The sequence below is a fragment of the Flavobacterium paronense genome (assembly GCF_030409795.1).
In the GTDB taxonomy this organism is placed as follows: Bacteria; Bacteroidota; Bacteroidia; order Flavobacteriales; family Flavobacteriaceae; genus Flavobacterium; species Flavobacterium paronense.
The window spans coordinates 1,596,272-1,609,733 of record NZ_JAUFQN010000019.1 but is presented as its reverse complement, the minus strand read 5'-3'; the positions used below and the strand labels follow the sequence as shown (position 1 = coordinate 1,609,733).

12 protein-coding genes are annotated in these 13,462 nt (G+C 33.7%); 5 read left to right on the top strand and 7 right to left on the bottom strand.

Features of this window, described 5'->3' with window-relative positions:
• The gene (gene tsaD, locus QWY90_RS08370; protein ID WP_290285417.1) at positions 1-1,023 is read right to left on the bottom strand and encodes a tRNA (adenosine(37)-N6)-threonylcarbamoyltransferase complex transferase subunit TsaD; all 1,023 of its coding nucleotides are present in this window, start codon (positions 1,021-1,023) and stop codon (positions 1-3) included.
• A 216-nt stretch (positions 1,024-1,239) separates the two neighbouring features.
• Here tsaD and QWY90_RS08365 point away from each other — a divergent pair, with 216 nt between their 5' ends.
• The 5 genes from QWY90_RS08365 (at position 1,240) to QWY90_RS08345 (ending at position 9,390) form a co-directional block, all read left to right on the top strand.
• Entirely contained in the window at positions 1,240-5,643 is a 4,404-nt protein-coding gene (locus QWY90_RS08365) for a translocation/assembly module TamB domain-containing protein (protein ID WP_290285416.1), read from the top strand.
• A 141-nt stretch (positions 5,644-5,784) separates the two neighbouring features.
• Positions 5,785-6,771 carry a 6-phosphofructokinase gene (gene pfkA / locus QWY90_RS08360; RefSeq protein WP_290285415.1) on the top strand — a complete coding sequence of 329 codons (987 nt, stop codon included), beginning with the start codon at positions 5,785-5,787 and terminating at the stop codon, positions 6,769-6,771.
• Between the two features lie 92 nt (positions 6,772-6,863).
• A complete protein-coding gene (gene gap / locus QWY90_RS08355; RefSeq protein WP_290285414.1) occupies positions 6,864-7,871 on the top strand; it encodes a type I glyceraldehyde-3-phosphate dehydrogenase in 1,008 nt (335 codons plus the stop codon).
• 145 nt (positions 7,872-8,016) lie between these two features.
• Positions 8,017-8,868: a BadF/BadG/BcrA/BcrD ATPase family protein gene (locus QWY90_RS08350; protein ID WP_290285413.1), complete on the top strand. Its 852-nt coding sequence runs from the start codon at positions 8,017-8,019 to the stop codon at positions 8,866-8,868.
• A 147-nt stretch (positions 8,869-9,015) separates the two neighbouring features.
• Positions 9,016-9,390 carry a methylglyoxal synthase gene (locus QWY90_RS08345; RefSeq protein ID WP_290285412.1) on the top strand — a complete coding sequence of 125 codons (375 nt, stop codon included), beginning with the start codon at positions 9,016-9,018 and terminating at the stop codon, positions 9,388-9,390.
• Between the two features lie 30 nt (positions 9,391-9,420).
• Here QWY90_RS08345 and QWY90_RS08340 read toward each other — a convergent pair whose 3' ends face one another.
• The 6 genes from QWY90_RS08340 to QWY90_RS08315 form a co-directional block, all read right to left on the bottom strand.
• Positions 9,421-11,154, bottom strand: coding sequence for a tetratricopeptide repeat protein (locus QWY90_RS08340; protein WP_290285411.1), 1,734 nt, complete (start codon positions 11,152-11,154; stop codon positions 9,421-9,423).
• A gap of 93 nt (positions 11,155-11,247) precedes the next feature.
• Complete coding sequence (locus QWY90_RS08335; RefSeq protein ID WP_290285410.1) at positions 11,248-11,535, bottom strand: type II toxin-antitoxin system RelE/ParE family toxin; 288 nt, start codon at positions 11,533-11,535, stop codon at positions 11,248-11,250.
• Positions 11,535-11,780 (bottom strand): type II toxin-antitoxin system ParD family antitoxin, encoded by a 246-nt coding sequence (locus QWY90_RS08330; RefSeq protein WP_290285409.1) that lies wholly within the window; start codon positions 11,778-11,780, stop codon positions 11,535-11,537. The genes QWY90_RS08335 and QWY90_RS08330 overlap by 1 nt, the downstream gene beginning before the upstream one ends.
• A 193-nt stretch (positions 11,781-11,973) precedes the next feature.
• Positions 11,974-12,267, bottom strand: coding sequence for a type II toxin-antitoxin system RelE/ParE family toxin (locus tag QWY90_RS08325; RefSeq protein WP_290285408.1), 294 nt, complete (start codon positions 12,265-12,267; stop codon positions 11,974-11,976).
• Positions 12,267-12,509: a type II toxin-antitoxin system ParD family antitoxin gene (locus QWY90_RS08320; RefSeq protein WP_290285406.1), complete on the bottom strand. Its 243-nt coding sequence runs from the start codon at positions 12,507-12,509 to the stop codon at positions 12,267-12,269. The genes QWY90_RS08325 and QWY90_RS08320 overlap by 1 nt, the downstream gene beginning before the upstream one ends.
• Positions 12,510-12,723: 214 nt before the next feature.
• A complete protein-coding gene (locus QWY90_RS08315; protein ID WP_290285405.1) occupies positions 12,724-13,437 on the bottom strand; it encodes a hypothetical protein in 714 nt (237 codons plus the stop codon).
• Between the last annotated feature and the right edge of the window lie 25 nt (positions 13,438-13,462).

The window sequence follows — 13,462 nt, the reverse complement described above, 5'->3', positions numbered from 1 at the left end:
TTAAAATTCTATTCGTGCTTTAGAAACCACATTAGCATCCGAAAATTTATCGTGTAAATATTTCTGATAACCCACGATTCCAATCATTGCAGCGTTATCTGTAGTATATTCAAATTTTGGTACAAAGGTCTTCCAACCGTATTTATTTTCAGCCTCTTTCAAAGTTTGTCGGATTCCGGAATTTGCTGAAACTCCACCACCAATAGCAATTTGATTAATTCCTGTTTCGGCAACAGCAAGTTTCAATTTGTCCATCAGAATTTCAATGATGGTATGTTGCACTGAAGCACAGATGTCAGCTTTGTTTTCTTCGATAAAGTTTGGATTTTCCAATACATTTTTCTGAACAAAATACAGAATCTGCGTTTTCAATCCGGAAAAACTAAAATCTAAATTTGGAACTTTAGGTTTGGTAAAAGCATACTTTTTCGGATTGCCCTCTTTTGCAAATTGGTCAATCAATGGGCCACCCGGATAAGGAAAACCTAATATTTTTGCAGTTTTATCAAATGCTTCACCAACAGCATCGTCGGTAGTTTCACCAATAATTTCCATATCGAAAAAGCTATTGACCTTCACAATTTGTGTATGCCCGCCCGAAATGGTTAATGCTAAAAACGGAAATGTAGGTTTATAAAATCCTTCTTCATCAATAAAATGTGCCAAAATATGAGCGTGCATGTGATTCACAGCAATCAATGGAATGTCTAAAGCCATAGCCAATGATTTTGCAAAAGAAGCACCAACTAAAAGGGAACCCATCAACCCTGGACCTTGAGTAAAAGCAACAGCTGACAACTGATTTTTAGTCACATTAGCTTTCTTCAAAGCGACGTCAATTACTGGAACTATATTCTGTTGATGTGCTCTCGAAGCCAATTCCGGAACAACACCACCATATTCTTCATGAATACTTTGTCTGGCCACGATATTTGAAAGTACTTTGTCATTCTTTAAAACTGCAGCTGCAGTATCATCGCATGAACTTTCGATAGCCAGTATAAAAACTTCTTCGGTATGCATAAAAGGCGCAATTTTTGATTTATATTTGACAATCCGTCTAGAAAATCAAATATAAAGATTTTTACAAAGGTAATTTTCTTTCCCAAGTCAAAATAATAATTGGAAAAAAATAAGACAAATACTGGTTTTAAGAAACTTCGAAAAGTACTTTTTCGGACAATTATTGGGCTTCTTTTACTTTTATTGCTAGTTAGTATAGCACTTTCCCTTCCATTTGTGCAAACTAAAATCGCACATTATGCCACTGACAAACTCAACAAAGAATATAAAACCAACATTAACGTAGACCAAGTAGCTATTACATTTTTTGGCGGAGTGAAACTCAAAAAGGTTTTGATTTTAGATCATCATAACGACACTTTAATTTATGCTAGTCGTATAAAAACAAGCATTTTAGATTTTAAAAAATTAGTTGATGGTAAGTTGCTTTTTGGAGATTTAAGATTAGATGATTTTTATCTTCAGATAAAGAATTACAAAGGAGAAAAAGAAACTAGTTTAGATAAGTTTATTGCAGCATTTGACGACGGTAAAAAAGCTAGTGGCAAGTTTTTGATGACTTCAAAAAATATTTATCTAACAAGAAGTAGGTTTGTGATGATTGATGAAAATCGAGCGAAACCAAAAGATGTTGACTTTACCAAACTCGATGCTCATTTGAAAGATTTCATGATCAAAGGTCCAAATGTTACTACAAACATTGCTTCTATGACTTTTCACGACCATCGTGGAGTTACGGTAGATAATTTGATTGCTGATTTTACCTATACCAAGAAAAACATCAAGTTAGAAAACCTGGCAGTCAGAACGACTGAATCTTACCTTAAAGGGACAGTTACTCTAAAATACAATAAAGACAATCACGATTTTAGCGACTTTAATAATAAAGTTAAATTTGATGTGGCGGTTGATAGCGCTACTTTATCCACCAATGATATCCGCCATTTTTATATAGAATTGGATAAAAATGAAAAGTTCTATCTGAATACTAAAATCAAAGGAACACTTAATAATTTTTATGCAACGCAACTGTATTTGCGTGACCAAAAAAATTCGATTATCAAAGGCGATGTCAATTTCAAAAACATGTTTCCACGTGCTCCGGGTTCCTTTTATATGAAAGGTGATTTTAATAAAATATCATCCAATTATAATGATTTGACAAAGTTATTGCCCAATATTTTAGGTAAAAAACTCCCAACATCAATACAAAAACTAGGGCAATTTTATTATACAGGAACAGCCGAAGTCACTCAGAAATATATCAATACCAACTTTGTGATGAACACCGCATTAGGTATCATCGAATCTGATTTGCACATGTCTGACATGAATAACATTGATAATGCTAAATACAATGGAAATATCATATTAGACAATTTTGATGTTGGTGCTATGATTAACGACAAAACCATAGGTAAGGTAAGTATGAATATAGATGTTGATGGGAAAGGGTTTACTCAAAAATACATTAATACCTCTTTTGCCGGTGATGTTTTTCAATTGAAATATAATGGTTATAATTACACCAAAATCATTGTAGACGGAAGTTTTAAACAGCCAATATTTAAAGGGAAGTTCTATGTAAACGACCCTAATTTGTTTATGGATTTCAATGGGGTTTTGGACTTGTCTAAAAAAGAAAATATTTATGATTTCCACACCAAAATTGATTATGCCAATTTGGTAAAACTGAACTTTATTAAAGATTCAATTTCCGTATTCAAAGGCGATATAGTGGTAAAAGCGACCGGGAATTCGTTTGATAATCTCAAGGGAAATTTTTTACTTACGAATGCCTCGTATCAAAATAAAAAGGATGTCTATTTTATTGATTCTCTTAATGCTAATTCAAGCTTTGATGCCAGTGGTGAAAGAGCTATAATAATCAGTTCTGCTGATGCTATTGAAGGTTCTGTGGTTGGAAAATATAAATTCAATCAATTGCAGAAAATGGTGGAGAATTCTTTGGGAAGTTTTTATTCCAATTACAAACCTAATAAAGTATTGCCAAATCAATATTTGAAATTTGATTTTGATTTAAATAGTAAACTCATTGAAATATTTAATCCTGATATTTCTCTTGCCCAAAACACAAAACTAAAAGGAAATATAAGTTCAGACACTAAAAATTTTAAATTAGATTTTAGTTCTCCAAAAATTGTAGCTTATGAGAACACCTTTGATAATATTTCACTTCAAATTGACAACAGAAACCCATTGTATAGTGCATATGTTCAATTAGATTCTATAAAAACTAAGCATTATAAAATCAGGGATTTTAGTATGATTAATACTTTTTCTAATGACACCTTACATTTCAGAACTGAATTTAAAGGCGGAAAAAAAGGCAACGACTTTTACAATTTAAATTTTTATCACACCATCAATAAGGAAAATAAAAATGTCGTTGGCTTTAATAAATCGGAACTTCAATTTAAGGATTATTTATGGTTTTTAAATGAAAAAGAGAATCCGGAAAACAATAAGATTGTCTTTGATAAAAAGCTTAGTAATTTCTCTTTCAATAATTTAATTCTTTCACACGGAAAAGAGAGCATTAATTTTATTGGTATACTGAATGGCAAGCAGAATAAGGATTTGCAACTCTCATTTGACAATGTCAATTTGAATAAAGTCACACCCGATGTCGAGAAGTTTAAGTTCGATGGAAATCTGAATGGAAAGATTAATTTCAAACAAAGTAATACCATTTTTCAGCCTACTTCAACATTACGGATTGACAGTCTAAAAGTCAATGATATTGTACTTGGTAAAATGAATTTGGATATTCAGGGTGATGAAACATTGCGTAAATTTCATTTGAATTCCAATCTGGAAAATCAAAATGTTGAAGCTTTTAGTGCCAATGGTGATATTCAAATTGTAGACGACAAGACATTATTAGATATTGATTTGAATTTTGACAAATTTAACTTAGGAGTTTTAGGAAAAATAGGTGGCGATGTGATTACCAATATAAGAGGTTTTGCCTCCGGAAATGCCAGAATTGACGGCGATATTAATCAATTAGATTATAATGGGAGGCTTTTTATCAATGAGGCCGGCCTAACTATTCCGTATCTCAACACCGATTATGTATTTGATAACAATTCAGTTGTTGACGTTACCGAAAACAAATTTATAATCAGAGAAACGAATATTACCGATACTAAATTTAATACCAAAGGAAGTATCAATGGTTTTATAAAACACAAACAATTTGGCGATTGGCAGTTAGATTTGTCTATTTATGCCAAACGACTGTTAGCCTTAAATACAGTTGATCAGGAAGACGCTGCCTATTACGGAAATGCTTTTATGAATGGTTCGGCAACTATAAAAGGACCAACGGGTAATTTGATGATAAAAGTAGATGCTGAATCGGCTAAAGGAACTGATATCAAGATTCCGATAAATGATGCTCAGGCAGTTGAAGACAGCAAATACATCCATTTCAGAACTCCGGAAGAAAAAAGAAAAAGCCAAAAAGATAAAACAATTCAAAATAAAAACTACAACGGACTAGAGTTAGAATTTGATTTTGCCATAACCGAGATTGCCAATATTGAAGTAATTTTAAACAGGGAAAGTGGTCACGGAATGAAAGGCAAAGGAAACGGAACGCTACTTTTTAGAATTAATACTTTAGGGAAATTTGAAATGTTTGGAGACTTTTCTGTTGTTTCCGGTTCCTACAATTTTAAATACGGAGGCTTAATCGATAAAAAATTTGATGTTAAAAAAGGAGGCTCTATCATTTGGACAGGAGATCCGCTGGCAGCTGTTTTGAGTCTTGAAGCAGTTTATAAAACCACGGCAAATCCTGCCGTTTTAATTGATAATCCATCGTTTAATAAAAAAGTTGATGTTGAAGTTGTTATTGGGGTCAAAGGAAATTTAACGAATCCGGAACCCGATTTTAATATTAATTTCCCTAATGTCGGAAGTTCGTTGAAATCTGAAATTCAATATAAATTAGATGATAAAGATGCAAGGCAAACACAAGCATTGTATTTACTATCAACAGGAAGTTTTTTAAGTCAGGATGGCGTTAATCAAAATCAATTATCTAATAATTTGTTTCAAAAAGCGAGTAGTCTTTTTAATGACATATTTTCAGGAAGTGATGATAAACTGCAATTGGGAATTGATTACATAACAGCAGATAGAACACCAACTCAGCAAACAGACGGAAGATTTGGAGTTACCGTTTCCTCTAAAATAAATGATAGAATTACAGTTAACGGAAAAGTCGGCGTACCAGTAGGAGGAATTACTGAAACGGCGATAGTTGGAGACCTTGAAATTCAGTATAGAGTAAATAAAGATGGTACCCTCAATCTACGAGTATTTAATAAGGAAAATGACATAACCTACATTGGTCAGGGAATTGGTTATACGCAAGGATTAGGAATATCCTATGAGGTTGATTTTGATAACCTCAAAGAATTGGTAAACAAGATTTTTAAAAATGCCAAAATAGAAAGAGCAAGTACTACTACTAATCAAGAACACGATTCAGATATCGCTCCGGATGGCATCCAAATCAAAGGCAAAAAAGATAAAAAACAACCAGATATAAAACCAAATCAAGAAGCAATTCCGACAGACGATTAACATTCAAATTGAACCAAAATAATAATAACTTAAAAACTTATCAACGAAAACGATTGAATTTAACCTATATTATCAAGATAACAAAAATAGGGGTAGAACAATGGTTCTGGTTTGCTAATTTTACATTTTAATACAGAATAAATGTCAAAAACCATAAAAAAAATAGGTGTTCTTACTTCTGGTGGTGATTCACCCGGAATGAATGCCGCAATTCGTTCTGTGGTTAGAACTTGTGCTTTTCACAACATAGAATGTGCAGGTATTTACAGAGGATATCAAGGAATGATTGAAGGTGATTTTAAAGAAATGGGTCCCAGAAGCGTTAACAATATCGTCAACAAAGGAGGAACAATTTTAAAGTCGGCACGGTCAAAAGAATTTATGACTGTTGAAGGCAGACAAAAAGCACATCAAAATTTAGTAAATGCCGGCATTGAAGCTTTAGTTGTTATTGGAGGTGACGGTTCATTTACAGGTGCTGAAATTTTCAACAATGAATTTGGATACCCGGTTATGGGGATTCCGGGAACTATTGATAACGATATTTTTGGAACCAGTCACACCTTAGGGTTCGACACCGCATTAAATACTGTTGTTGATTGTATAGATAAAATTAGAGATACGGCCAGTTCACACAACCGACTTTTTCTAGTCGAAGTTATGGGAAGAGATGCAGGTCATATTGCGCTTAATGCCGGAATCGGAGCAGGAGCAGAGGAAATTTTAATCCCGGAACAAGATTTAGGTTTGGAACGTCTTTTAGAATCGTTACGAAAAAGTAAAGCAGCAGGAAAATCATCAAGTATTGTTGTTATTGCCGAAGGGGACAAAATAGGAAAAAGCGTCTTCGAACTCAAAGACTACATCGAAGAAAATCTACCAGAATACGATATTCGTGTGTCTGTTTTGGGACATATGCAACGTGGAGGTGCACCATCTTGTTATGATAGAGTTCTAGCTTCACGTCTTGGTGTAAAAGCAGTTGAATCATTATTAGAAGGAAAATCCAATTATATGGTCGGAATCTTAAATGATAAAGTAACACTAACACCTTTAGAAAACGCTATCAAAGGTCACTCAGAAATAGATCAGGAATTATTGAGAGTTTCTGATATAATGTCAACTTAAAATAGGGGATTCGGTTATTTGGTTATTCGTTAATTCGATACCAAACAAATAACCAAATCAACAAATAACCAAATTAACAATAAAAAGAAAAAATGTCAAAAGTAAAATTAGGAATTAACGGTTTCGGAAGAATTGGAAGAATTGTTTTCAGAGAAACCTTTAACAGAGACAATGTAGAAGTAGTAGCTATCAACGATTTATTAGATGTAGATCATTTGGCTTATCTATTAAAATACGATTCAGTTCACGGTCGTTTTGCAGGTAAAGTAGAAGTAAAAGACGGAAAATTATTTGTAAATGATAAATTCATCCGTGTGACGGCAGAAAGAGACCCAAAACTTATTAAGTGGGACGACAAGGATGTTGATGTAGATATAGTAGCAGAATGTACAGGTTTCTTTACTACAATCGAAACGGCTAAAGCGCATATTGAAGGTGGAGCCAAAAAAGTAGTTATCTCTGCACCATCGGCAGATGCTCCAATGTTTGTTATGGGTGTAAATCACCTTGAAGCTAAGGCAACAGATACAGTGGTATCAAACGCATCGTGTACCACAAATTGTTTAGCACCATTGGCCAAAGTAATCAATGATAATTTCGGAATTGTTGAAGCTCTAATGACAACCGTTCACGCTACAACATCCACACAAATGACAGCTGACGGGCCATCTAGAAAAGACTGGAGAGGCGGACGTGCTGCAAGCGTAAATATAATTCCATCATCAACAGGTGCTGCAAAAGCGGTTGGAAAAGTGATTCCGGCATTGAACGGTAAATTAACAGGAATGTCTTTCCGTGTCCCTACTGTTGACGTTTCTGTAGTTGATTTAACTGTAAAAGTAGCTAAAGAAACCTCTTATGAAGAAATCATGGCAGTGTTGAAAAAAGCTTCTGAAAACGAATTAAAAGGAATTTTAGGGTATACTGAAGATGATGTTGTTTCTCAAGATTTCGTTTCAGATTCACGTACTTCAATTATTGATGCTAAAGCTGGAATTGGCTTAAATTCAACTTTCTTTAAATTAGTTTCTTGGTATGATAATGAATATGGTTATTCAAGTAAATTAATTGATTTATCAGTTCACATAGCTGGACTATAATATTTTCAAAAAATCCCATTATCTTTGTCGATGATGGGATTTTTTTATCTCTAACCAAAACCAAAAAAATACAATAAAGAATTAAGTTTTATAATTTGAGTTTAGTTCAAATTGCTAATTCCTAATTCGTAATTCCTAATTAATTATGAAATTATTAGTTGATAGTGGCTCTACCAAAGCCGATTGGATTGCCATTAATGATTACGGAAAAGTACTTTTCACTACACAAACGCTGGGTTTAAATCCGGAAGTTTTAGATAAAGAAGAAATAATCAGCCGTTTAGAGGATAAATTTGATATTTCACATAATAAAGATAAAGCCTCAGCTCTTTATTTTTATGGAGCTGGTTGTGGGACAGACAGAATGAAGAATTTTTTGACTGAAGTTTTCCAAGAATATTTTGCCAAAGCTAAAGTTTCAGTTCATGAAGATACCTATGCAGCAGTGTATGCTACCACTCCAAAAGAGGAACAAGCTATTGTTTGTATTTTAGGAACAGGTTCAAACTGTAGTTATTTTGATGGGAAAATTTTACACCAAAAAGTACAGTCTCTAGGTTATATAGCCATGGATGATTGCTCTGGAAATCGGTTTGGAAGACATTTGTTAAGAGGGTATTACTTTAATAAAATGCCAAAAGAATTAGCCAAAGAATTTCAAGAAGAATACAATGTTGACCCTGATTATATCAAGCATAATTTATATAAAGAACCTAACCCAAATGCTTACTTAGCTACCTTTGCCAAGTTTTTAATTAAACATAAAGACACGCCTTTCTGCAAGAAAATAATTCAAGCTGAAATGAAAGATTTCGCCGAAAATTATATTCTGCAATACGAAAATTGTCACGATGTTTTGGTTCATTTCGTAGGCTCTATTGCATTTTATCTAAAAGACGAATTAGTGGAAACATTAAATAAATACGATATAAAAGTAGGTAACGTACTAAGAAGACCAATTGATGGTTTAATTGCGTACCACAATATGAATAAATAACTTTATAATGTCATTCTGACAAAGGAAGAATCTCATTAAGGTCTGCTGAAAAAGCAGGCCTTTTCTTTTTTACTTTGCAAATAACTTTGCGTACTTTGCGGTTAAATAACTTAAACATGAGATTGCATTGCAAACTCGAAATTACATATGGAAATAGCCATCATTGCCCACGACGGTAAAAAAGCTGACATGGTTCAGTTTTTAAACAAGAACAAAGAAATTCTTTTCAAGGAGCATATCAAACTCATAGCAACAGGAACAACAGGAGGAAGGGCAGAAGCCGTTGGATTTAAAGTAAAGAAAATGCTATCGGGTCCGCAAGGTGGAGATGCTCAAATTGCGGCCCGTGTGGCCGAAGGAAAAACTAAAATGGTCTTGTTCTTCAAAGACCCCAACTCAAGTCATGCGCACGAACCGGATATCAGTATGCTAATTCGGATTTGCGATGTGCATAATGTTCCTTTAGCCACAAATGAAGCTACAGCACAGTTGTTATTGTTGGGATTGGATGAGTTGCAGTAATTTATTTGTGTTATCATGCAGGTCTCTGTATTAATCAACTAAATCGTCAGCGCTATTTTCACCAGCTTTACCTGGCTGCGGTTTTTCTTTTTTCCAATTCAAAAATCTAATTTTCTTGCGCTGTAGCAGATGATTTACCACTTTATGCTCTACGTAATGATGAAAAGGCAAGAGTATGGCAATCAAAATAATTTTAATAGAAAGTATTTTCCAGGGTTCACCATGCGTCAAATCGTGTATTGCAGTGTCGAACAGTAGAATCAGAAATTCAAAAAAGAAGATAAAAGCAAAAAAGCTCAAACCTCTGATGATAGTAGTACTGGAACTAAATACTCCCAGCAACACCAATAAGATAAATACAGAAGCTATCCCAGCTGTTATACCCATATATTGAATATTGTGGCTTGCTCTTGTTTCTGCTTCCTGCCGTTGGTTTTCATTTTCAATCTCCAATACCACTAAGTCACCATCTTTAGACAATACAGCTGCACTGTCTTTGTATTGCATCCAAAGCGTTTTATAATGATAGGCTTTCTGATAATCACCCTTATTCGAAAAGAGCGTGTCAAGATTGGCATAACGTTCAATGCGTGCCTCAATATTATTTTGAAATCCTTCATTAGAATCTGCTTTACCATAGTAAACGGCAGCACTATCGGCATTATTGACAAGCTTATAATAATTTCCCAGAAAATCATAATACATCCATTTGTTGATTTGGTCTTTCCCTATGGCTGCTTTCATTTTTTGTAAAGAATAAATTGCCGAATCCTTTTTACCTAGTTTTGTATAACAGGTGGCCAGTTGCCCGTAATAGTAATAGCCATTACTGATATCATCCTTTTTGAAGTAATTTTTTTTAATGTCATCCTTTTGTAAGAGGCGCAGCATTTTTAAATAGTCTTTGGCATTACTGTAAATGTCCAGTAGGTCATTATCCTCAGTTATAGGATTGTGATTTTTTTTCCGAAGCTTATTGGTTTCATTGTAATAATATTTTGCAGTCTCAAACTCACCCACATTGGTATAATAATGTGTCAATAGGTGGTAACCACCTTCAATCCAGTCAGGCCAGTTTTTCTTCTTTCCTGTTTCCAATATATGTAAGGCATATTCCTTTGCTTTTGGATACTGTTTCAAAGTGTTGTAAAACCAAAACATTTGCCAGTAGGTGCCTAAAGCGATCCGGCCATCCTTTATTTTTTCTGCCAAAGAAAGTTGATGCATGTATGATTTGTATTCCAACAATCTTTCGCCTTTAGTATTGTGTAAGTAACCTATCATCCTGCTTGCCTCGAAAGCAAGTGAATCAAGTTGGTTTTCAACTGCAATAGTATTGGCTTCTCTTATTAGCTCTAAGGCTTTAGTTGAATTACCTTTTAAATAATATTGTAGGCCACCGCTGAATAAATAATACCATCCCTGATATTCCTCATTTTTTTTCTCTTTGGCCAAGGCAAACATTTTGTCTAAGTACAACTGACCAGAGTCTGGACCTAATAACTGACTCATAAAGCGATAGGTGCGCAACTGGAGGTCTGCATTGTTGCTTAGCTCAGCGTTTAGCAATATGCTGCTCTTGTATTTGTCCATGGTTTCTACCAAAGGAGACAATTTTTGATACAGTTTGAATTTAGCTTCAGGGTCTTTGGCCTTTTTCAATTCACGGGTAAGACTGTCAACCAAACGCTCATTCTGTGCTTGCATGTTGGATAAAGAAAACACAATTGTAAGTAGCAATAATAGTAAACGTAAGTACTGCATATAGTTGTTTTTAAAGTAAATATAAATAAAATAACTTACTTACAAATTTTTGCAGTTGCTACAAACCGCTGTTAGCGGCTGCCGATGTTGTTATTAGAGTTGGTTTTCTATGTCCATCATCTCATGCAAGACTCTAATAATTTCAATTTCATCACTTTTAATTTTGTAAAAGATAAAATGTGATTTTACTTTTGAGCGAAAATATCCTTTTCTGATTTTTCCAAAATCAAAACCTGAAAATGGTTTCAAACATAAATATTCAATTTCATCAATTAATAGATTAAAATATCTGTCTGCTTGCTCAACTGACCAATTTTCAAATGTGTATAACCATATATTCTCTAAATCTTCATTAGCGCTTTTACTTAAAACATATTCCATTATTTAGAATATTTTTCATGAAGATTATTTAAAAATGAATTGCGATCAAAATCTTTAACAAAACCTGATTTTTCCCCTTTAATTAATTCTTTAATTAGTTCTTTTTTCTTCTTTTCTTCGTTTTCAAACATTCTTAACGCTGCTCGAACAACTTCGCTAGCAGAAGAAAATTTTCCGGTTTTTACTTGACTATTTATAAAGCTATCAAAATAATCGCCAAGTAAAATAGATGTGTTTTTTGCCATAATTTCTAAATTTGTTCAAATATACCAATTGTTGGTATTGAATGCAAATTTTCCGGTAAATTTTTTGGTTGCCACTAACGTTCCGCCTTTGCGTCAGGCGACTTTTAGAACGTTTTTGTTTCTATCAAAGATAAAATATTTTAGAAAGATAGGAGTGAAGCTTGTAGAATTTGCCGCTTGCGCAAAACCGCTGTTATAGGTGGTTTTTAATAGCCATCATTCCATGTAGAATTCTAACAACTTCAATTTCTTTCAAAGAAACAATTTGATAGAAAATAATATGCTCACCGGTTTTAAATCCTAACACATTTTTTTCCACGACATCATAAAATTTACCTTGGTTTGGTTTATTTGCCAACTCCTGACACGAATCCATAAGTAATGAATAATAAATAACGGCTTGATTTTCAGACCAAGTCTTTACTGTATAATCCCAAATGTCATTTAAATCTTCAACAGCTTTGTTGCTTAAATAAAACTTTGCCATTACTTTTTTCTAGCCTTAAGAGTTTCCAAATGCTTTTTAGGATCAAAGTCAACTGCTCGTCCACTTTCGATTCCTTCACGTATTGCATTTCTTAAAACAATTATACGGCTTTCTTCTTCTTCCAAAAGTCTTAGCCCAGCACGTACAACTTCGCTTGCGTTACTGAAACGTCCTTTCGAAACAGTTGTTTCTATAAAACTCTCGAAATGATTGCCCAATGATATTGATGTGTTTCTTCCCATGATTTCTTCATTTTTGGTAAAGTTACCAAATTTTGGTAATCAAGCAAATAGTTTCTTAGAAATTTTGGAAAAATCACCTATAACGTTCCGCGGCTTTGCGTCTGTTGCGGCAAGTTAAGGATAAATGTAATAAGAAATTTTGATGTTCAGCGTATTTTCCAAGAAAGACAAGCCAGCTATGGCGCAAAACCGCTGTTATGTGTAGCCTTTCTTTTCATATCATAATACCTTCTGCTATGTACCAATAACCTGGCTCTTTAAACTCTGTCATTGTTTTTGGCTCAATATCGTCAATGTTTTTCCATACAGTGGCAGGTTTCCCTGCATTTACCTTTCCCTTTGTTAATACAAATATCTTACTGATAAAGTCAATAATACAATTCTCTGTCCATTCATAATCCTGCCTAAAACTGTCAAACTTGTTTAATAAAAACTGTTTATTTTGATAACTGAAATAGTAGTTTGAATTGCTTGAATGATTATAAGCTGAACTAGACGAATTGTATTCAATTTTTAAGAGATTATTTTCTATTTCAATTTTTGTATTTAGTCCTATTCTCGCATGTATCATTGAATTACTTTGCTCAATCAAATTCAAACTATCTTTTGTGGAGTTACTAAAGGCAATAATTAAAATGCTTCTCGGGTACTTTTCTGTATACATTCTATTAACTCTCTGTTCACCTTCAAACTCACTAAAAGAATAGGTTATAAGGCTGTCTTTGCTTTCAATAACGAATGCAATATCCAAGTTATGGTCACCATTCAAATCACCTTTAGTTGAGTCAACAATTGTCCAGCCATTTGGGACAAAGCTAGACATTGTCTTCCCTACTTTTAGTATTTCAGGGGGGACAAAATAATTAACTGGTTGTCCAAGAACAAGTCCAAGTTTTAGAAAAAGTACTATAGTTAGTATCGGTCTCATAAGGTTACACATAACGTTCCGCCTT